Below are 21,801 nucleotides of genomic sequence, written 5' to 3' on the forward strand. Positions count from 1 at the left end.
AATTTTGGCACGAAATCTGGTTAAATAATTTACAAATGATTAATTTGTTTTGATTATTCCGACGCATTAAGGCATCATTACGCGCTCAAATTTTAAAGAACTTATAAGATAAGGTTTTTTATCTCAATGGCGAAAGAAGATCACATTGAAATGCAGGGTACTGTTCTGGAAACATTACCCAATACTATGTTCCGGGTAGAGCTGGAAAACGGCCACGTTGTTACTGCTCATATCTCTGGGAAAATGCGTAAAAACTACATTCGAATTTTAACGGGTGATCAGGTAACCGTAGAAATGACACCTTACGACTTATCAAAAGGTCGTATTATTTTCCGTTCTCGATAAATACGTAAAATACCGCTATCCGGTAAATTTATCTTTTCGAATCGTTACGCAACAGGCGATTGAAACGATAAATTCGAAATTGCAAAAAATAAGGCCTGATTAATCAGGCCTTATTTTTATGGTTTTCTAACGCTTATTTACGCAATCCAAATGATCAGGTCTACTGATGGCCAGCTCTCGTGATAGCCTGTTCTCCTGATAATCAGGTCTACTATACGAGTAGTTATACAGCCACTATTAGAATAATAACCGGGCACTAACTTATTATCATTAGCTATTACCATTAACTATTACCACCAGTTACCTTTATTCGGTGGTTGCCATTTCTTCTTTCGCGATAATTTCAAACGACAGAACCTGTGCGCCATCGGTGTGATTCACTTTCACTTGACCGCCATTCGACAAACGCCCAAACAATAGCTCATCTGCCAGCGGCTTTTTAAGCTCTTCTCGTATCACTCGCTCCATGGGTCGAGCGCCCATATTGGCATCATAGCCTTTCTCGCATAACCATTTGCGCGCCACTTGCGATACTTCAAGATTGACATGCTTATCATCAAGCTGGGTTTGCAGTTCAACAATAAATTTATCAACCACCGACAGAAGAACTTCTTCTGACAATCCTTTAAACCAGACAATCGCATCGAGACGGTTTCTGAACTCAGGTGTAAAGGTCTGATTAATGACTTCGATGTTGTCATTCTCTTTATTATTTTGCTGGAAGCCAATGGAAGGCTTAATCAACTCAGCGGCGCCAGCATTCGTAGTCATCACCAGAATAATGTTTCTAAAATCTGCTTTTCGGCCGTTATTGTCGGTTAACGTGCCGTGATCCATAACTTGAAGCAATAAGTTATAAACATCTGGATGGGCTTTTTCAATCTCGTCGAGCAGCACCACGGCATGGGGGTTTTTATTGACCGCTTCGGTCAGTAAGCCCCCCTGATCGTATCCAACATAGCCCGGAGGCGCACCAATCAAGCGAGAAACCGTATGCCGCTCCATATACTCCGACATATCAAAGCGGATCAACTCGATTCCCATAACCTTGGCCAACTGCCGGGTTACTTCGGTTTTACCTACTCCGGTTGGGCCTGCGAATAAAAATGAACCCACCGGCTTATCTTCAATACCCAATCCGGAACGGGACAGCTTGATTGCGTTTGATAAGGTATCGATAGCTTCGTCCTGACCAAACACCACCATTTTCAAATTGCGTTCGAGATTTTTTAGAGAATCTTTATCCGACGCAGAAACCGTCTTAGGTGGAATTTTAGCGATCTTAGCGACAATACTTTCAATATCATGCACACCTATCAGTTTTTTGCGCTTCGAGGTGGGTTGTAAACGTTGATTCGCGCCAGCTTCATCAATCACATCAATCGCTTTATCGGGCAAATGACGATCATTGATATAACGGGCCGATAATTCCGCCGCCGCTTTTAAAGCCGGAGATGAATACTTCACATCATGATGATTTTCATAACGTGACTTCAGCCCCTGTAAAATCTTTATGGTTTCCTCAACGCTTGGCTCATTAATGTCTATTTTCTGAAAACGACGCGCCAGAGCACGATCTTTTTCAAAAATGCCGCGATATTCCTGAAATGTAGTGGATCCCATACACCGCAGCTCACCACTGGCTAACATGGGTTTAATCAGGTTTGAAGCATCCATAACACCGCCAGAGGCCGCGCCTGCACCAATAATGGTGTGGATTTCATCAATAAATAAGATCGCATGTTCCTGCTTTTTTAAATCCGCAAGCAATGCTTTTAAACGTTTTTCAAAATCGCCCCGATACTTGGTGCCAGCCAGCAGAGCACCCAAATCAAGCGAATACACAGTGGCATCGGCAATCACTTCTGGCACATCTTCGTCGACAATCCGTTTCGCCAGGCCTTCAGCCAGCGCAGTTTTACCCACTCCAGCTTCACCCACAAACAAAGGATTATTTTTACGACGACGACACAACACCTGCACTGCACGTTCCAGCTCAGGACCCCGGCCAACCAGAGGATCGATGTGGCCTTCTTCCGCCTGTTCATTTAAGTTTGATGCATAAGCTTCAAGCGGAGAGTTGCCAGTCGATTCCTGCCCAACCTCTTCTTCAATATCCGATGTAGTATTGGGATCGGCTTCGTCTTCGCCGACTTTGGAAATACCGTGTGAAATGTAATTCACAATATCCAGACGGGTAATTTTTTGCTGCTGCAGGAAATAAACGGCCTGACTTTCCTGCTCACTGAAAATAGCCACCAGAACATTGGCACCGGTCACTTCTTTTTTACCTGAGGACTGCACATGAAATACCGCGCGCTGCAATACCCGCTGAAAACCTAAAGTAGGTTGTGTTTCACGACCTTCATCGTGTTGCGGAATAAGGGGGGTGGTTTCGTCGACAAACTCGGTCAGCTGCTGCTTGAGTGATGACAGATCCGCACCGCAAGACTGAAGTACATTGGAAGCAATCAAGTTATCCAACAACGCAAGCAATAAGTGTTCAACCGTCATAAATTCATGACGTTTATCTCGCGCCTGCTTGAAAGCAAGGTTTAGCGTTAATTCGAGATCTTTACTTAGCATAACAACACCTTTTACAGCTGGAAAAAAATAATGCGGCGTATCAAAACGAGACGAATCAGTTATCGCTCAACTCTATTATCTCTCATAAGCATTTATGATCGACGTTGAACACCGGCTATGCTTCTTCCATCACACACATCAGCGGATGGTTATTGGCTTTCGAGTATTCATTGACCTGAACGACTTTGGTTTCTGCGATTTCGCTGCGGTAAACACCGCACACGCCTTTGCCATCGTAGTGAACCTGTAACATGATTTTAGTCGCCTGCTCTCTCTGTTTGCCAAAAAACTTCATAATAACTTCAACCACAAAGTCCATGGGTGAATAGTCGTCATTCAGTAGTACAACTTTGTACATTGGCGGCGGTTTTACTTCGGGCTCAGATTCTTCTACCGCAATCCCGTGATCGATTTCCCAATCGTTCTGATCTTGATGACTCATAATTTAAATATAGTTTACCGAGAAAATTTTGCTTGAAAATGTGACATTGATTGGAGAATACCACACACTGATTATTTATGGTGATTATGGGTTCGAAAATGATATTTTCAAGCTCACAAAAATGGCCAAAACTTGACAATGCTCATTATTTGTGCAAATTATTGGTCTGGTGCTTCAAATTGCAGAACAATCAAAAACTTATAGCGATTTGAGATGTAATCACTGTTCAGGATAGAGGAAAGCAGTTATGCCTATGGGAACCGTTAAATGGTTTAATAATGCCAAAGGGTACGGATTTATTCGATCCGAGCAAGGTGACGAAGATATTTTCGTTCACTATTCTACAATCAACATGGACGGCTATAGAAGCCTGAAGGCTGGACAGGAAGTTAAATTTGAAGTTAGTGAAGGGCCTAAAGGCTTGCACGCATCGGACATAGTTCCTGCGGAAGCTAACTTAGAAGAGTAAAATAAAAAAGGCTCCGTTACGGAGCCTTTTTTATTACTGTTTATCTAACGATTTACAATTAAATACTGTCCAGGATCTTATTTAAGGTTTCACTTGGACGCATAGCCTGTGATGCCAATTTTGGATCCGGCTTAAAGTAACCACCAATATCCATCGCTTTCCCCTGCACACCGTTCAATTCATCAACAATCACCGACTCCTTTTCCAGCATCTCTTTCGATACAGAAGTAAAGCGTTCTTTTAAGTCTTGATCGTCTGACTGGTTTGCCAATGCTTCTGCCCAATACAAAGTCAGGTAGAAGTGACTGCCACGGTTATCCAGCTCACCCACTTTACGTGAAGGCGATTTGTTATTCAGCAGGAACTTGGTGGTTGCTTCATCGAGTGCTTTACTCAAGGTTAACGCACGCTTGTTATCGTACTTTTTGCTTAAGTGTTCCAGTGAAACCGATAACGCCAAAAACTCACCCAGAGAATCCCAGCGAAGATGATTCTCTTCCTGGAATTGCTGAACGTGTTTTGGTGCAGAGCCACCAGCACCTGTTTCAAACAGCCCACCGCCATTCATCAAAGGAACGATGGATAGCATTTTAGCACTGGTCCCCAGTTCAAGGATTGGGAATAAATCCGTAAGATAATCGCGCAGTACATTGCCCGTCACCGAAATAGTGTCTTTACCGGCTTTAGTACGCTCCAATGAGAATCGTGTTGCATCCACGGGTGACATAACATGAATTTCCAGACCATCGGTATCGTGCTCTGGCAAATACTGCTCAACTTTTTTGATTAACTCGGCATCGTGCGCACGGTTTTTATCCAACCAGAACACCGCAGGATTACCGGTATCACGTGCCCGGCTCACCGCCAGTTTAACCCAATCTTTAATCGGCTCATCTTTTACCTGACACATTCTGAAAATATCACCGGCATTTACCGACTGTTCCATAATGGTATTATCGCTGCTATCGACAACACGGATCGTGCCTTTGGCTTTGGCTTCAAAAGTTTTGTCGTGAGAACCGTACTCTTCAGCCTTTTGTGCCATCAGGCCAACATTGGAAACGCTGCCCATGGTGGTTGGATCAAAAGCGCCATGCTCTTTGCAGAAGTTAATAGTTTCCTGGAAAACACCGGAATAACAACGATCAGGGATAACAAACTTGGTGTCTTTTAACTGACCATCAGGCCCCCACATTTGACCGGATGAACGAATAGCGGCTGGCATAGATGCATCAATAATAACATCACTGGGTACATGCAGGTTGGTAATGCCTTTATCCGAATTCACCATGGCCATTTCGGGACGTTGTTGGTACACCTTCTTTAAAGTCGCTTCAATTTCTGCACGCTTTTCATCAGACAGGCTTTCAAGCTTGCTGTATAAGTCACCAATGCCATTATTAACATCAACGCCCATTTGCTCAAGAACGTCACCATGCTGCTGGAACACATCGTCATAAAATGCTTTAACAGCGTGACCAAACATAATGGGATCAGACACCTTCATCATGGTGGCTTTTAAATGAAGCGAGAATAAGATGTCTTTTGATTTAGCGTCTTCTATTTGCTCTGCAAAAAACGACTGCAATTGCTCACAGCTCATGCGCGCAGTATCGATCACTTCACCATCAAGCAGTTTAATGCCGCTTTTTAATTGAGTGACTGCACCCGCTTCATCAACAAATTCTATTCGTGCTTCATCATTTTGAGTGACGGTGTAAGATTTTTCACTGCTAAAAAAGTCACCATCGGTCATACTGGCAACATGAGATTTGGAATCAGAAGACCACTTACCCATTGAATGAGGATTGTTTTTGGCGTACTGCTTAACCGCAGAGGGAGCACGGCGATCCGAGTTACCTTCACGTAATACCGGATTTACCGCACTGCCTTTAATTTTGTCGTAACGCGACTTGATATCTTTCTCTTCGTCATTGGCAGGCTCTTCCGGATAATTCGGCAAGTCGTAACCTTTGCTCTGCAATTCTTTAATGGTCGCGTTTAATTGTGGAACAGATGCACTGATATTTGGCAGTTTAATGATGTTGGCTTCCGGCTTTTTCGCCAGCTCGCCTAAAAACGCTAAATCATCCGATTGGCGCTGATCATCGGTCAGTCGCTCGGGGAAGCTGGCAAGCACACGACCAGCGAGAGAAATATCACGCGTTTCAACTTCAACGCCAGATACCTTGGTAAATGCTTCAACAATCGGTAAAAACGAATAAGTTGCTAAAGCTGGGGCTTCATCTGTCAACGTATAAATAATTTTGGATGTTGTCATTGCCTTTCCCGTTACTGTTGGTACAGAGCCGTTCTCACCAATGCCCTGTATCGATTAAACTAATGGTATTGTTTTAAAATTCAGTGATTAAGCGGCGCGTATTATACGCTAAATCAAATTCATCTGCACTGCACAAAAAGTCTTATAAAGGTACAATAGCGGCCTAATGCAGGGGTGAGCCAAAGTATAGACCATAACAGGCATCTAACAGACATAAGCCCAGTCTGACTTTAAGCCCCATATTTAGTGGCATGATAACAAGCAAGAGTAAAATGAATCCTAAACCACAGCGTAACAATCAACCAACCAAAGTGGTGTTATTCAATAAACCCTTTAATACTCTGTGCCAGTTTACCGGAGAGCCCGGCGACAGTGTTCTGGCCGACTATATTCCTATTAAGCAGGTGTACGCAGCCGGACGTCTGGATAAAGATTCGGAAGGCCTGCTGTTGCTTACCAACAATGGCAAGCTGCAGCATAAAATTACTGATCCTCGCCATAAACAGCAAAAAATCTATTGGGTGCAGGTGGAAAATATACCCAGTGATCAGGCCATAGAACAGCTCTGCTCAGGTGTTCAACTAAAAGACGGTATGACGCAACCGGCTTCTGTTTCGCGGATTTCTGAACCCGATGTCTGGCCTCGAAATCCACCGGTTCGAGAACGACAGAATATTCCAACCTGTTGGCTGGAGATAAAATTAACAGAAGGCAAAAATCGTCAGGTACGCCGAATGACAGCAGCGGTTGGCCACCCTACTCTGCGCCTGATCCGCGCACAAATTGGCCAGTGGAGTTTAGGTGATTTAAAACCGGGCGAGTACAAGCTGGTGTAATGTAATCATCAGCCTCCCAAATAAAACTCAATCATTCATGCGTTATTACAATAACCTACAATCCTCAGGATAATTCATAATGTCATCCATACATGTCACGGTAGCGGCCATAATTGTTAAAAAAGACGATAAAGACCATCAATACCTGATTGTCGAAGAGCGTAACTCAAAGGGCAAAACCGTCTACAATCAGCCCGCAGGCCATGTGGAGCCAGAAGAATCCATTGAGCAGGCGGTGATCCGTGAAGTGTATGAAGAAACCGGGCTTAATTTTACGCCTCAATTTCTGGTCGGAAACTACTTTTTAAGTCCGGCCACAAATGGCAAACATTATTTACGCTTTTGTTTTTATGGTGAAGTAGAGGACTGCTCAAAGCTCGCTCCGCAAGATGACGATATTGTCGCCGCACACTGGATGAGCCTTGAACAAATTGTCGGCCTGGGACGACAACTGCGCAGTGCACTGGTGCTGCAATGTTTAAGTGATTTTCTTGATAATAAACGCTACCCATTGTCGCAATTTCACTTTACTTCAAATGAGCTCGAGCTGGCCGATTTATGCTATACTCGCCTGCCTTCAAATAAGGACGGATAATCCCACCTTATTTCAAAAGATTGATAGTAAAAAATTCGTTTGAATATACTGTTTAATAAAAAGACTGTTTAAAAGGTTTATAGTTTTATGAGCAATCCAGCAAAAGTCATCGTTGGCATGTCGGGCGGTGTCGACTCCTCGGTATCGGCTTATCTGCTGCTTCAGCAGGGCTATCAGGTGGAAGGCTTGTTCATGAAAAACTGGGAAGAAGACGACACCGACGATTACTGCAGCGCGGCTGAAGATCTGGCCGATGCACAGGAAGTGTGTGACCGTCTGGGCATTGAACTGCACACCGTGAATTTTTCTGCCGAATATTGGGATCGTGTTTTTGAGTATTTTCTTGAAGAATACAAAGCCGGTCGTACGCCGAACCCGGATATTATGTGCAACAAGGAAATCAAATTTAAAGCCTTCCTCGACTTTGCCATGCATCTGGGTGCCGACTATATCGCAACGGGACATTACACCCGCCGAGATGAAAAAAACGGCAAAGTTCGTATGCTTCGAGGCCTCGATAACAATAAAGATCAAAGCTACTTTTTATACACGCTGGGTCAGGAGCAATTGGCCAAAACATTATTCCCCGTCGGTGAACTCGATAAAGCAGAAGTAAGAGCGATTGCCGAGCAACAAAACTTTATCAACGCCCGAAAAAAAGACAGCACCGGCATCTGTTTTATTGGCGAGCGCAAGTTTAAAGATTTTCTGGAACAGTTTATTCCGGCACAACCCGGTCCTATTTTAAAAGATGATGGTGAACACATTGGTGAGCATCAGGGTTTAATGTTTCATACACTGGGTCAACGTAAAGGCCTCGGCATTGGTGGGCAAAAAGACGCACAAGACGACCCCTGGTATGTAGTGGATAAAGATGTCAGCAACAACACATTAATTGTTGGCCAGGGACACGATCATCCGCTTCTGCTCAGTGACAGTTTAGAGTGCAATCAGCTGCACTGGGTATCTCGTGAAACACCAACCCAAGCATTTCGCTGTACGGCGAAAGTGCGATACCGTCAACAAGATGTTCCTTGTGAAGTTATTCCACAGGGTGATGACGAATTTAAAGTGGTGTTTGAATCCCCACAAAGAGCCGTCACACCGGGTCAGTCCGTGGTGTTTTATCAAGACAACGTTTGTCTTGGTGGTGGCATCATAAATCGCATTAATAAAATTAATTCCTAATCGATTAAAACAAAGGTTACGCAAATTATGGAAAACGTTGTATTGGCACTTGCAGCAATCTCGCAAGCCATTGAGCAGGTACAAAAAATTGCATGGAAAGGCAAAATGGATGATGCCGATGCAATGCCTTTAATTAAAAGTATTTTTAATCTGGAACCTGAATCGATTGTCGATCTTTATTCCGGTAGCGCCAGCTTAACATCGGGACTTCGTTTATTTCGTGCACAGTTGCAATCGGGTAATCAGGAACGCAATGCTGAGTACGGTAAATACCTGGCCAATATATTAACGCTGCAAAAACAATTTACCAAACAACCGCAAGTCCAGGAAGTTTTAACCTCACGTATCGAACACACTCGGCGCCTACTCGATTATGACGACATAATGTCACCCAGTGTTTTATCGTCAATTGCTGACTGTTACAGCCAGAGCATCAGCAACCTTCCGTTACGCATTCAGGTGCAAGGCAGCCCAGAGGTTCTTCAAAACAAACACAATCAGGATAAAATTCGCGCCCTGTTATTAGCTGCAGTAAGAGCCGCCGTACTTTGGCGTCAATTAGGCGGCAAGAAACGACAGTTTTTATTCAAACGCCAGCAACTTTGTGATGTGGCGAATCAACTATTGAAACAACCGGTTTATTAGTTTGCAGAGTCTGCACAATCATTAATGCTAATTTAGCAAGTCATTTACACCATACAACTCGAAGAAAAAGGCCAGGTATCCAATTAATAATCCCATAGCCACAAAAAAGTAATATTCCCCAAATTTATCGATGTATGTGAAGAATTGCGCGAATACGATTATCAAGATAAATGAAAACAAAAATATCAAATTTTGCGGCATTAATCTCCCAATAACCGCACCGACTATAAGCGCTATTAAAAATGAAATTAATCGTTTCATGCTTTATCGTTAAAGAGACCTTAAAGCCAACATACTCTTATAGGTAAATTACTATAGAATGATCTGCTTTACCTCATTTCAATGCGTAACCATGTTAATACTTTAGCTTTTGAGCGCACTCAACATTACTTTCTCATAAAACAAAAACAAGTAAAGAAACAAGGCAAGCAGCAATCCCGCTGGAATCAACGAGTCTTTAAAAACGTATAGTTTTGCTAAACCAATTAAAACTGATGCAGTCTGAATTGCCCAAAACATATACTTAAAGGACCTCTCTGACTTAATCATCTTAATTATAGCGATATAATTAAGGAACAGCCAAGTATTAACGCATAAGACAATTATTACCGGTATAAATAAGCCCTTAGTTAATAAAACACCTGGTAGTGTCATAAGAACGATTAAGCCAAAAACTAATTTTTTAGGATCGATATTATTCATTTTTTGTTAGCACCAAAATAATTCATTCTTTTAAACTGTATAAAATAGACCAACTCCCATGTTCACTTTCTACACCAAACCAGTCATTTTCTACTAAAAATTAGATTTATATTCTTTAAACTTACAAATAACACTTTTTAAACCTTGTTCATTTTTTTGATAAAAAATGTATTCTCTATCAACTGGCTTAGCAAATACCCTACCATTTGGTCGCTCAATAAGCTCTATAATAAAGTGACCATATCCATGACTACAGTGTTTTGAAGTAGCAATCGAAACAAATGGAATGCTGAGTTTATCCATATCCATTTCAGCGTGCTCTTTTACTAGATAAAGCTTTGCTATGCCACCATCACTTTTCAAATATGCGCTTACAGCGATTTCATAATCCAAATAATCTTCAGTCTCCATTATTAATTCTAAAAAGTTCAACCCAATTCTTTTTTCTGCACATGCACTTAGTGATAACACTAATAAAAAAGAGGTAATTAAAGCCCTACTAATTCTCACAAAAGTCTCCTTAAAGTTAAATAATAAAACAAAGATGGTCTTCCCCCGTTCCCAAGCTAATCTGCCATTATTTAAATCCAATAGGACTACATATAGTGTCCAAAAGAAAAACCTTATCGAAAGTCTACCAAAGCACTTTACACTGCAAGCTATACGGTTAGCCGAATCGAGAACAAAGCATCTACCCCAAATTTAAAACGAGCTCGACATTCGCGTCAATCGAATCTATAAATGGAATAAACGATTAAAAAAACAAGGGTAATCCTTTAAACTAACTGTAATTACTAAAGAACAATTCTTTCAGCCTTAGCATGGTCATCTCAAAAGCATTTCAAATTAATTTTTAGATACCACCTCAAAATCAACTGCAATGGTTGCCGTGTACTCTATCTCATCGAATGTCTGCTTTCTGTTCAAAATTGGATTAATATCGGCATCTCCTCGCCGTTTAATTCGAGAGCCAGTAATGACAATGCGCTCAGAGTAATCTTTTGCTCCTTTAGAACCTGTCTGCACCACATCAAAGTCACGAAAAGCAACTGGCTTCAGCGCCAAGCCCAGTGTCGTTTCATAAAAAGATTTTTGTTGCATCACTTTATCCAACGCTTCTTTTTTGACTTTTTGTTCAAACTCATCTTTCGATGTATGCTCAAAATCCATGCTGGATAAGCTCACTTCTTTTTTAGAGTCTGTTATTTTAGCAATAGCATTAAGTTGTTGCTCACTATAAATATTCACTGCGATTCTATTTGCAACCTTAAAGCTATCAGGATCATCACCAAACCACCCATATTGAGGAGAGGTTGAAAATTTTGAGGTGTTTATATCATCGTGTTTTACGCCCGATTCAACTAATGCTTCTCGAATAAGTTTTCGTACACTACTGTTTTTGGCAACGGCATCGGAGAGTTTATCTTCTTCGGTTAAAACCAGTAAATTAACGATGGCTTTATCCGAGTACGCCTTTTTCTCCACACTGCCTTTAATTGTGACTGTATTTTTACTTGGGTATAAAAAAGCCTTTAATTCATTTGGACTTCCTTTCAGCTCTGGTGAGGAATGTGTTGCAACACAAGCCAAAGCGAAGATCACTAAAACACTGAATTTATCCATGTTAATACCTCATAAAAATTTATTTTTAAACTTAAACTATTGATTTTAAATCGTTTCGCAGGCATTACACAGGATAAATTGCCGGACTGCAATATTTGTCCATGACTTAATGGTTTTAACTGGTGAGGTAACAGTATGAAAATGAAATTATTCATACAAGTAACAAGCCTCAAGAGAAGGGTTTTTAAGCACGATGTCCTTTAATATGTCGCACATAAAAAAACAGCCTTCAAATGAAGGCTGTTAAAAATTGCAAAAGGGAGCAGTTTGAATAATCGTCGTCCGACCGATTCAAACACTTTATTGGTTTTTGCAGGCCAACAAAGCTGCGCCTATTATTCTATATTTGAGATATAATTCAATGGTATTATTTCACAAGTTCCATTTACCCGCCCTGCTTCTTTCCAGGATTAAACGGCTTGATATTTGAGTTTCAACTGCTGATGAAACGCTTGCCACTTTTCCCGTTGCTCCTGAATATGCTCACATAACTCCTGATATTTATGAACAATTTCTTGAGCTTCCGGGCTTTCCAGCAATTGCTTTTTATGGGCATTTACCCACTGGCGCTTAACGTCGTAAAAATCCATTAGCTGCTGAGTGTAGCTGTCGTATTCCGCTTTTAGCGATTCTAAAAGGGTGTCTTTGTCTGGCAGGTTAATATTCGCCAGCTGCTGAGATGCTTTTTGCATAAGCGTTTCGGCTTTAGCCAGTTCAATTTTTGTGTCGTCGGATCGTTTTAAGTTGTTTGCAAAGCCGATAACACTCAACAGTCGGATAAGCCACTTGGTGGGATCAAATTGCCACCATTTGATGCCATTACGATAATCATTTTGAAAGTGGTGATGGAAATTATGGTAACCCTCACCAAAGGTAAACAGCGCAATAAAGCCATTGTCGCGAGCGGTGTTTTTAACATTATAAGGCTGGCTGCCCCATATGTGCGCCAATGAGTTTATAAAGAAAGTAACGTGGTGGCTGATCACCAATCGCAAAAATCCTGCGGTCAGTAACATGCCCCAAATATCGCCATGGATCACGCCTATCAATAAAGGAATACCAAAGTTGGCCGCCAGAGTCAGCACCAGATAATGTTTATGCTGCCACATCACCACAGGATCGCGCTGCAAGTCTTTAACATTGGAATAATCCTGATAACGATGAGCTTGATATTCACGCAGCATCCAGCCGATGTGGGAATACCAGAAACCTTTTTTCGCTGAATAGGGATCTTTGTCGTTGTCGTCCACATGACCATGGTGCACCCGATGATCCGATGCCCAGTGTAACGCACTGTTTTGTACGGCAAACGCCCCACCAATGGCATAAATCACTCGCACCAGTGCATTGGCCTGATACGCCTTATGGGACCAAAGCCGATGGTAACCGGCAGTAATCGACATACCGCAATAACCGATACACAACACAGTTGCAATGAGATGCCCCCAGTCGTAACCGTAAAAATAGCCATACAAAGGCACGCCAATAAGGGCAACAGTGGAAGTAATGATAAAAACAAGAACATTAAGCCAGATAATTTTAGGCTTCTTTGAAGGGGTGTCGAACGACATAACTTACTCTCTAAAAACTTTCTACAACGCCTCTTGGTGATACGGTTCAATTTAAAGTATTCACTTAAGAGGTACATATATGGGCAGCTCACCTGCCCTGGCAATCACTAGTCGCCAATGCGACAAGGGTTACCGCCTATCTATTCAGCGTACATGTGTTCGCTGATAAAGATTATAGGTGCTGTTTAACCATTTTACAATTCGGCTAGCTTTGTTTTTGCAAAAGAATATTTCCTGTTAATTTTCAATGGGCTGCATTATGATCACAGCTCAACTTTAAGGTTTTATGACAATTTATGAGCGGAATTCGTGCACAACAGAAAGAAAAAACTCGGCAAGCCATCATAAATGCCGCGTTAAATCAGCTCAGCGCCAATCAAAGCTTTGTTAATTTGAGCTTACGTGAAGTGGCCAGAGAGGCCGGCATAGCACCAACCTCCTTCTATCGCCATTTTAAAGATATGGAAGAACTCGGTTTATCACTGGTGGATGAATGCGGCGTCACCTTACGCCAGTTAATGCGCAGCGCACGCAAACGCTTTGATGACAACACCAGTATTATCGCCGTTTCCGTTGAAACCTTTATGGAATTTGTCGAACAAAACCCTAATATTTTCCGCTTATTGCTACGGGAACGCTCAGGCACATCTAAGCTGTTTCGCGATGCCATTGCTCGTGAAGTCAAACACTTTACCGAAGAACTTGCCGACTACCTGCATCAATCCACTGGTCTTGATATCGCCATGTCCGAAATTCAGGCTGATGCGCTGGTAACCATCACTTTTAATAACGGTGCCGAATATCTGGATGCTTCTGCCGCCAAGAAACAACGCTTAATTAAAAATACCATTATTCAATTGCGATTTATTGCCCATGGCGCAGCCAGTTATGTAAAACAATCCGAATAACCTTTGCTCTGAATAATGGATTAATCCACCGCACTTGATCCTTCGTATCATTAATGTTCACCGCCCACAAAGGGTTCAAAAAACAAAACGCTATGCTTCCAAAAATATTCTTTATAAAACAACATCAAAACCGTCCAATAAAACACCTTACGCTTTTATTGATTGGTTTATTCTGCAACTCATTATTGGCAAGCGGTTTATCTGACACAGTAAGTTCAACAGAAAAAACCACTGAGCCAACGACTAACCGCCATATAGCCACGAGCAGTAAAACAGCAAACCAGAGTTCTGAGAATGAAAGCTCAAACAACAGCAATGCCAATATTAAGGATGCCGTAATTATTGTCACTGGCAAACGCCGAGCCCATCCTCTACTGAATACGCCGCAAAGTATCACCTCGATTAGTTCTGATACCATCGACTTTATACAGCCAACTCACAGTAATGAGTTATCTTCGTTTGTTCCGGGTATGTGGATCAGCCGTGGCAATGGGCAAGAGCATTTAACCGCCATACGATCGCCGGTTTTTACCGGTCCCGGTTCCTGCGCCGAGTTTTTAATCATGGAAAACAATATTCCTGTAAGAGCCAAAGGTTTTTGTAATGTCAATCAACTGTTCGACGCCAATATTGCTCAGGCCTCATCGGTTGAAGTATTGCGCGGTGCTAACTCTGCGCTTTATGGATCCGATGCGATACATGGTACGGTTAATGTCATTACGACAGAATTTGATCGAGCATTACCGGCAATGTCCAGTGCTCAATTATCCGCAGGAGAAGATGATGATATAAGCGTTTCAAGCCAGATTGTTTCGCTCTACGATCCGGCTGTAACAAAACGTCATAAATATGCGTTAAAGTTTCAAGGTACACACGATAATGGCTTTAAACACGCCGCGGGGTTTGATCAACAAAAACTGTCTGCCGAGCATCTATTCATTGGAACAGATTATGATATTCATACCCTGTTCAGCGCCAGCAATTTAAATCAGGAAACCGCCGGATATTTGCAGCAAGGTGAAAACGCCTACCGCAATGACGCTTTCCTACGACAAAATGACTTTCCAGAAGCGTTTCGTGATGCTCGTTCGTTTCGCTTGCAGAGCAACATTAAACCTTCGTCAGGCAGCTGGGAAATTACGCCTTACGCTCGCGCCAATGACATGACTTTTCTTATGCATTTTTTGCCTGGGCAACCTGTTGAAAAAAATGGACATGACAGCGTTGGGATTCATTTTCAATGGATACCAATAGAGAGCAATAAGTTGACGCTTCAAACGGGATTCGACAGTGAATTGACTCGAGGGTATCTAAACCAGTACCAACCCGCTCCAACAAATACTGGCAGTGCATTTCTCAACGAAGTATTGCCACAGGGTCAACACTACGATTACACCGTTAACTCGAAAAGTGCAGCAGTATTTACTAACGCTGACTTTCAACTGAGCGACACGATTAATTTTTCGACGGGTTTAAGGCTGGATTACATTTCATTTAAATACAATAACCAAATGCAAAATGGCAATAGCCGCGACAATGGGACAACTTGCGGATTTGGTGGTTGTCGCTACACCCGCCCTGCTGATCGCAGTGACAGTTTTACTGAACCTTCAGCATTTATTGCAATGAACGTTTCACTGGATAATCAACAACAGTTTTTTGCCAAGCTCGATACGGCGCACAGAACGCCTCAGGCAACCGAACTTTATCGCCTGCAGAATGGTCAGTCATCAGCGAATATTGAACCACAGTCGGCAACATCATTAGAGGCCGGCTATCGCTCACGTAACGATGGCGATGCATTTGAAGCCGTCGTATTTTCGATGCGCAAACGACATGTGATTTTTCAAAACAACCAGCGTCAATGGGTTAATGGCGCTAAAACAGCTCATCAAGGAATTGAATTTTCTTGGCAACAAAGGTTGAGTGACCAATGGTCACTCAAAGGTGTCGCGACTTACGCAGAACACACCTATCAAAATAATCCAGATTTACGTGGCAGTAACCAGATGAACATTAACGGCAATGATATTGACACAGCACCAAAATTTATTGCAGCCATGCATCTAAACTGGAGACCCACGCCCGATATACGCGCGGCTTTAGAGTGGCAACATTTATCAAGCTATTATTTAAACCCAGAAAATACTGAACAATATTCCGGACATCAACTGTTTCACTTTCGCCTCGCTCGTCACTTAACTCCAAAGACTCGATTATTAATTCAGGTTAAAAACATAACGAACAAAAACTACGCCGAACGCGCTGACTTTGCGTTTGGCAATCACCGCTATTTTGTTGGCGAGCCAAGGCAATTTTACCTGACCGTAGAACAAGTATTTTAAGTTTTTTAGTTTTAAGTCTCGAAAAACAGAAAACTATTTATGAGTGGCCTAAGATGACTGCATTAAAATCAGACAACATCACTCAGTGCATTAACCGTTTGGTGACAGCGCCTTTCGTGTTGCTCGTGCTAGTGACTACGGCAGGCTTGAACAAACTGTCAGCGAATGAAAATGATTCGAGCTTTAATTTTTTTACCGCAACCTTCGAGAACGATTTATTCGTTGGTGAAGATAACGGATACACCAATGGCTTTGGCTTAACCTTTGCCACAGGTCCTTTTGATGAATTTACTCAAGACAATACGCCGAGCTGGTTGCATCGAGTGATTGAACCCATATACATCAATACTCTACCTGATAAGCAACGAGGCATTGCGCATATGTTCTTTCAGCGTATGCAAACACCCGATGACATTGAGCAAAGAGAATTGATTAACGATGACTTACCTTACGCAGGTTTACTCGCCTGGCAAGGGATTTTTTACGCATGGGATGATCACGTGGCCGATCAGTTGTCATTGTATCTTGGTGTTGTTGGCCCTGCTTCTTACGCAGAAAAAACACAAAACATCGTACATGATGTATTAGGCTCCGATAATCCTAAAGGTTGGGACAATCAAATTGGCAACGAAGCCGTGTTTAAAGTAGAAGCGGATAGGGTTTGGAATATTTATCGTACTGATGGTGCTTTACAATACGATGTCATTGGATTTTCTGGCGCGGCCATAGGCACCATGGATTCGCACATAAAATCGGGCATTGCGATCCGACTGGGTAAAAACCTCGATACCAGCTTCCCGACCTTTTCACTGCAAACCGATCGTCAGGTTAATCCACTGGCCATGACCGATGCAGCAGATTTCTATCTTTTTGCCGGCGTACAATTAAAGTATGTATTTAATGACATCATGATCAACGGCAATACGTTTAAGAACAGTCATTCAGTCCCTATCAAAAATACGTTAAACCAATTTTCATTTGGCGGTGTATGGAGCATTAATAGCATTGCAATTGTGTTCCAGTTTTCGACACTATCGTCACGGACAACAATATTGGACGCCCGTGAAAAATTTGGTGCGTTAAGTATTACCTATCAATATTAATAACGTATCAAATTATGATTACATGTTACAGACATAAAAAAGCCCGCATAAAGCGGGCAAAAACTACCGTCAGGACCTACGTAACTAGAGCGTGTTTATCTTTCATTCTTTGAGATGTTGAGTGCCAAAATTAAGCCAATCGCGGCGTGAATTTTGAAGTTTAGTAGTTCTAAATAAGAAACTCTCAACAAAGAGTGGCTTCATTTTAGCCCCAACCCTTCGGGCAGGGGTTATTTTATGGCACAACTGCGTTATCGGTCATTTAAATAGAATAACTATTCATCACTCCCTCTGCCTTGTTGTGCCATAAAATAACCACCTGCATCTCCAATAATGATAAATAAATACGCTCTAAATTTTTAAATTTAATAATTAGAACTGGTAGCCTACGGTCAGGGAGATAGTACGCGGATCCCCATAGTAACCAATCAAAGTATTGTCACCGCCTAATCCTGGTGTGTACAAACTGACGTTGGTTGGGTCGGAAGGATCCGGTGTAACAAACTGGTAACCACCAATTTTATACTCTTCATCAGTCAGGTTTTTAATGTGTAAACCAGCTGTCCAGTTACTGGTGTAGCTGTACCAGTTAACACTGAAATTAACCAGACCGTAACCGTCTTGAGTCAACAGCGAATCTTCTTCAAACAACACATAGTCATCACGATAGTAATAACTGGTGTTGAAAACAAAATCACCCACTGACGATTCCATGGTGTACTTTGCCCCCAAGTTAAAGGTTAACTCGGGCGTATTCGATATGGTAAATCGATCCGATTTATCAAAAGTTTCTCCGGTTACCGGATCCGTATCCAGTACTTCTTTAAAGTCGGAATCAATAAAGCCGATGGCTGCATCAAACGTTAAATTACGAGAAGACACATAGGTTAACTCGGCCTCAATACCAGTCGACTCCGATAAACCAATGTTACCCAGTCGTTGATTTAAGTCAGCCGAGGTTTCGCCGGGCAGTACCGAAATGTATTGACGATCTTTATGTTCCAGTGCAAATAACGTCACGTTAGCACGGAAGTTTCGTCCCCAGTCGCTCTTCATACCAATTTCAAATGAATCAACCACTTCTGGATCCGCCGCGGGTTCAGCCGTGGAAGCACGAGGATTAAAGGTGCCCGACTTAAAGCCTTCGGCGTAGCTGGCAAAAAACATCACGTCTTCGTTGTAACTGTATTCCACACCAATTCGCGGCGTAAATCGTGACCAGTCTTCGGAATCGTTCAACACAACGGGAACCAGTTCGCCCTCAGGTCTTGTATAACCGGGTACCCAGTTGCTCCAGGGATAAACCGTATCGAAGATCAAACCATTGCGAACCACTGCGTGTTTTTCATCGTTGGTGTAACGTACACCCAGAGTCATCGACCAGTCTTGTGATAAATCAAACGAGCCCTGTGCGTAAGCAGCGTTGCTTTGTGAATGGCTGCAACCGGATACTTCACGGGTTAATCCCGGTAAGCTTAGTGACTGACCAAATTCTTCTAAAATGGCATCAAACAAACCGCAAGACTCTGCGTTTAGGTAGTAATAACCGGCAACAAAATTGTAGCCATCACCACTGTGGTTTAATTGAATTTCTTGAGTTTCCTGCTTATCGTCGTACACCGCTGGCACATCGAAAATTCGAATAGCAGTATTATCAAAATCGATATTGGTTGGTGAGTAATTATCGCGCGAAGATACCACGTATTTTAAGCTGGTATTTTCAGTTAAGTCCCACTGTGCAGTAAAACTGACGCCTTCTACTTCTACCAGATTCCAGGTGGGCAAACTGGTGTAAGAATCATAAACACTGTCTGGCACAGGCGCATTGGTTAAAATACTGGGCAGTAATCGATAGCCGCCTTTTGAATTGGAGTCGTCTTCTGTTTTATCCCACTTAAAGCGGAAGAAAAATTCATCCGATGGTCGGTATTCCAGAGTTACTCGAGACGCAAACACATCTTTGTTGTAATTTTCGCGATCCTGATTAGGAATATCCGATTGCAAAAACTCACCAAAGCCGTCGCGTTTTAATGACGCTGCACCAAAGCCAACATACAAAGAATCAGTGATCGGATATTGACCGGTTAATTTTACATCTCGCTGATTATAACTTCCGAGTGTTGTTTTAAAGCCAAGCTCGGCATCGCCGGTCATTTCTTTGGTAATGTATTTAACCGCACCACCAATGGTATTTTTTCCGTACAAAGTGCCTTGCGGGCCGCGCAAAACTTCCACACGTTCAATATTTAAAATATCCAGCACCGCTCCCTGTGGTCTGGCGATATAAACATCATCAATGTAAATACCAACTCCGGGCTCGTATCCCCATAAAGGATCCTGCTGACCCACACCGCGAATAAATGCGGTCATGGTGGAGTTAGTGCCACGACTTTTTTGCAACGTTGTATTTGGTGAATATTGTTGAACTTCAGTGATCAGCTCAATGCCTCTCGCTTCCATTTCCAGATTGTTTAATGCGGTTACCGCAACCGGCACTTCCTGTAAATTTTCCGATGTTTTACGAGCGGTAACGGTTATTACCGGTACACCGTCGTCTTCTGCTTTTTCTTTATCGGATGCTTCTTCTGCACTGTACACAGCCCCTGAACAAGCAGCGGCCACCGACAGGGCGAGCAGCTTCATTCGAAACGATTTATTATTATGCATAGCTTTACCTTGTTGATCCTAGAGTTAAACAGTTGCGAACCAATGTAACTCAACTCGAATAAAATGTGTTCTGTACCATAGTACTATAGGTATCAATAACCGCTTGCTGCAGACTTTAACCTTATAATCACATCTGTTGAGGTCTATTGAATGTTAAGCCTGATTGGATTAATTGGCGGATTACTGCTGCTTATTATTTTAACCATTCGTGGAATGAACCTGTTAATCGCAGCGCCCCTGTGCGCCATTATTGTTGCCGTTACTGGCAGCATCGATTTATTTGCAGTCGATGGTCCCAACTTTATCAACAGTTATATGGGCGGCTTTGCCAGCTTTGTTCAATCCTGGTTTTTAATGTTTTTACTGGGCTCACTGTTTGGCAAAGTGATGGAAGACACCGGTTGCGCGCAAAGTGTCTCACACTATCTGGTTGAAAAACTCGGTGCCAAATTTGCCGCGCTGGCGATTGTGTTATCTTGTGCAATATTAACCTATGGCGGCGTCAGTCTATTTGTTGTGGCATTTTCTGTCTACCCGATGGCACTGGCTTTGTTTCGCGAAAGTGATTTACCACGACGATTTATTCCGGCCACCATGGCGTTCGGTTCGGTAACCTTCACCATGACCTCGGCAGGTTCACCAGAAATTCAAAACTGGATCCCGATTAAATACCTTGGTACCACTCACTTAGCCGCCTGGGAAGTTAGCCTGGTGGTGGCTGTGTTTATGGCCGTGTTTGGTTACTGGTGGCTCAATCGCATGATCAAAAAAGCCATAGCCAAAGGCGAATCTTTTGAAGCGCGCGAAAACGACCCGGCTGCGCGAGAAAAGTCAGTGCCTCATCCAGTAAAAGGATTGATCCCGCTTATGGTAGTGCTGGTGATTTCATTTATCTTTCACGATTCGTTAAAACAAAATGCTTTGATTCTGGCCTTACTCGGCGGCACCTTAACCGCATGGTTAATCAATCTTAAATTCATTACTAATTTAAATCACGCCATTGGCGAAGGTACCACTGGCGCTTTGGTCGCCATAGGCAATACCGCTGCGGTGGTGGGTTTTGGCAGCGTCGCCAAAGCATCGCCTGCATTCGCCGTCGCGGTGGAAACCATGACATCGATACCCGGTAACGAATTGATTGGCGCCGCCATTGCAGTAAGTGCCATTGCCGGTTTAACCGGCTCGGCCTCGGGTGGACAGGCCATAGCACTGCCCGTGCTGGCTCCGCACTATATTGATGCCGGTGTTAATCCTGAACAGCTGCACCGGGTGGTGGCCATTTCATCCGGCGCGCTCGATTCATTGCCTCATAATGGTTATGTGGTAACCACCATTCGCGCTATTTGTGGCGAAACCCATAAAGCGGCTTATGGTCCCATGGCGGCATTAACCGTGATTACTCCATTAATTGGACTGGTGCTTGCAATCACCTTATTTATTCTTTAATTTTGTTTAAATGACTCTGCCTGTCTCTACTTCGGATTCAGGCAGTAAC

18 protein-coding genes are annotated in these 21,801 nt (G+C 42.7%); 10 read left to right on the forward strand and 8 right to left on the reverse strand.

What is annotated here, in order from left to right:
* The first annotated feature begins 126 nt into the window (after positions 1-126).
* Complete coding sequence (gene infA, locus C8D97_RS04590) at positions 127-345, forward strand: translation initiation factor IF-1 (RefSeq protein WP_109762407.1); 219 nt, start codon at positions 127-129, stop codon at positions 343-345.
* A gap of 306 nt (positions 346-651) precedes the next feature.
* Here the strand turns inward: infA and clpA are convergent, their stop codons facing one another.
* Together clpA and clpS are read right to left on the reverse strand one after the other, a co-directional pair.
* The gene (clpA, locus tag C8D97_RS04595) at positions 652-2,931 is read right to left on the reverse strand and encodes an ATP-dependent Clp protease ATP-binding subunit ClpA (protein WP_109762409.1); all 2,280 of its coding nucleotides are present in this window, start codon (positions 2,929-2,931) and stop codon (positions 652-654) included.
* Positions 2,932-3,046: 115 nt separating this feature from the next.
* On the reverse strand, positions 3,047-3,373 hold the full coding sequence (gene clpS, locus C8D97_RS04600) for an ATP-dependent Clp protease adapter ClpS (RefSeq protein WP_109762411.1): 327 nt from the start codon (positions 3,371-3,373) through the stop codon (positions 3,047-3,049).
* Between the two features lie 247 nt (positions 3,374-3,620).
* Between clpS and cspD the strand changes: the two genes are divergently transcribed.
* The gene (gene cspD, locus C8D97_RS04605; protein ID WP_109762413.1) at positions 3,621-3,842 is read left to right on the forward strand and encodes a cold shock domain-containing protein CspD; all 222 of its coding nucleotides are present in this window, start codon (positions 3,621-3,623) and stop codon (positions 3,840-3,842) included.
* 58 nt (positions 3,843-3,900) lie between these two features.
* On the opposite strand, the gene C8D97_RS04610 is transcribed toward cspD, so the two are convergent.
* Positions 3,901-6,123, reverse strand: a complete 2,223-nt coding sequence (locus C8D97_RS04610) for an NADP-dependent isocitrate dehydrogenase (protein WP_109762415.1) — start codon at positions 6,121-6,123, stop codon at positions 3,901-3,903.
* Between the two features lie 272 nt (positions 6,124-6,395).
* On the opposite strand from C8D97_RS04610, the gene C8D97_RS04615 reads away from it, so the two are divergent.
* From C8D97_RS04615 to hflD, 4 genes are all read left to right on the forward strand, one after another.
* Positions 6,396-6,959, forward strand: coding sequence for a pseudouridine synthase (locus C8D97_RS04615; RefSeq protein WP_210204854.1), 564 nt, complete (start codon positions 6,396-6,398; stop codon positions 6,957-6,959).
* Between the two features lie 79 nt (positions 6,960-7,038).
* Positions 7,039-7,554 carry an NUDIX hydrolase gene (locus C8D97_RS04620; RefSeq protein WP_109762419.1) on the forward strand — a complete coding sequence of 172 codons (516 nt, stop codon included), beginning with the start codon at positions 7,039-7,041 and terminating at the stop codon, positions 7,552-7,554.
* An 87-nt stretch (positions 7,555-7,641) separates the two neighbouring features.
* Entirely contained in the window at positions 7,642-8,742 is a 1,101-nt protein-coding gene (mnmA, locus tag C8D97_RS04625; protein ID WP_109762421.1) for a tRNA 2-thiouridine(34) synthase MnmA, read from the forward strand.
* Positions 8,743-8,769: 27 nt separating this feature from the next.
* Positions 8,770-9,387 (forward strand): high frequency lysogenization protein HflD, encoded by a 618-nt coding sequence (gene hflD, locus C8D97_RS04630; protein ID WP_109762423.1) that lies wholly within the window; start codon positions 8,770-8,772, stop codon positions 9,385-9,387.
* A 363-nt stretch (positions 9,388-9,750) separates the two neighbouring features.
* Here the strand turns inward: hflD and C8D97_RS04640 are convergent, their stop codons facing one another.
* The 4 genes from C8D97_RS04640 to C8D97_RS04655 all read right to left on the reverse strand — a co-directional run bounded on the left by C8D97_RS04640 (position 9,751) and on the right by C8D97_RS04655 (position 13,283).
* The gene (locus C8D97_RS04640) at positions 9,751-10,089 is read right to left on the reverse strand and encodes a hypothetical protein (protein ID WP_109762427.1); all 339 of its coding nucleotides are present in this window, start codon (positions 10,087-10,089) and stop codon (positions 9,751-9,753) included.
* Positions 10,090-10,182: 93 nt separating this feature from the next.
* Positions 10,183-10,599 carry a hypothetical protein gene (locus C8D97_RS04645; protein ID WP_109762429.1) on the reverse strand — a complete coding sequence of 139 codons (417 nt, stop codon included), beginning with the start codon at positions 10,597-10,599 and terminating at the stop codon, positions 10,183-10,185.
* A gap of 336 nt (positions 10,600-10,935) precedes the next feature.
* Positions 10,936-11,712: an SIMPL domain-containing protein gene (locus C8D97_RS04650; RefSeq protein ID WP_109762431.1), complete on the reverse strand. Its 777-nt coding sequence runs from the start codon at positions 11,710-11,712 to the stop codon at positions 10,936-10,938.
* A 410-nt stretch (positions 11,713-12,122) separates the two neighbouring features.
* On the reverse strand, positions 12,123-13,283 hold the full coding sequence (locus C8D97_RS04655) for an acyl-CoA desaturase (RefSeq protein ID WP_109762433.1): 1,161 nt from the start codon (positions 13,281-13,283) through the stop codon (positions 12,123-12,125).
* 296 nt (positions 13,284-13,579) lie between these two features.
* Here C8D97_RS04655 and fabR point away from each other — a divergent pair, with 296 nt between their 5' ends.
* The 3 genes from fabR to C8D97_RS04670 all read left to right on the forward strand — a co-directional run bounded on the left by fabR (position 13,580) and on the right by C8D97_RS04670 (position 17,639).
* A complete protein-coding gene (gene fabR, locus C8D97_RS04660; RefSeq protein WP_109762435.1) occupies positions 13,580-14,191 on the forward strand; it encodes an HTH-type transcriptional repressor FabR in 612 nt (203 codons plus the stop codon).
* A gap of 92 nt (positions 14,192-14,283) precedes the next feature.
* The gene (locus C8D97_RS04665; protein ID WP_170115139.1) at positions 14,284-16,536 is read left to right on the forward strand and encodes a TonB-dependent receptor; all 2,253 of its coding nucleotides are present in this window, start codon (positions 14,284-14,286) and stop codon (positions 16,534-16,536) included.
* A gap of 53 nt (positions 16,537-16,589) precedes the next feature.
* On the forward strand, positions 16,590-17,639 hold the full coding sequence (locus tag C8D97_RS04670) for a lipid A deacylase LpxR family protein (RefSeq protein ID WP_109762438.1): 1,050 nt from the start codon (positions 16,590-16,592) through the stop codon (positions 17,637-17,639).
* A gap of 372 nt (positions 17,640-18,011) precedes the next feature.
* On the opposite strand, the gene C8D97_RS04675 is transcribed toward C8D97_RS04670, so the two are convergent.
* Positions 18,012-20,306, reverse strand: a complete 2,295-nt coding sequence (locus C8D97_RS04675) for a TonB-dependent receptor (RefSeq protein WP_109762440.1) — start codon at positions 20,304-20,306, stop codon at positions 18,012-18,014.
* A gap of 150 nt (positions 20,307-20,456) precedes the next feature.
* Here C8D97_RS04675 and C8D97_RS04680 point away from each other — a divergent pair, with 150 nt between their 5' ends.
* On the forward strand, positions 20,457-21,752 hold the full coding sequence (locus tag C8D97_RS04680) for a GntP family permease (RefSeq protein WP_109762442.1): 1,296 nt from the start codon (positions 20,457-20,459) through the stop codon (positions 21,750-21,752).
* Positions 21,753-21,801: the final 49 nt, after the last annotated feature.

This window comes from Pleionea mediterranea (assembly GCF_003148745.1).
In the GTDB taxonomy this organism is placed as follows: domain Bacteria; phylum Pseudomonadota; class Gammaproteobacteria; order Enterobacterales; family Kangiellaceae; genus Pleionea; species Pleionea mediterranea.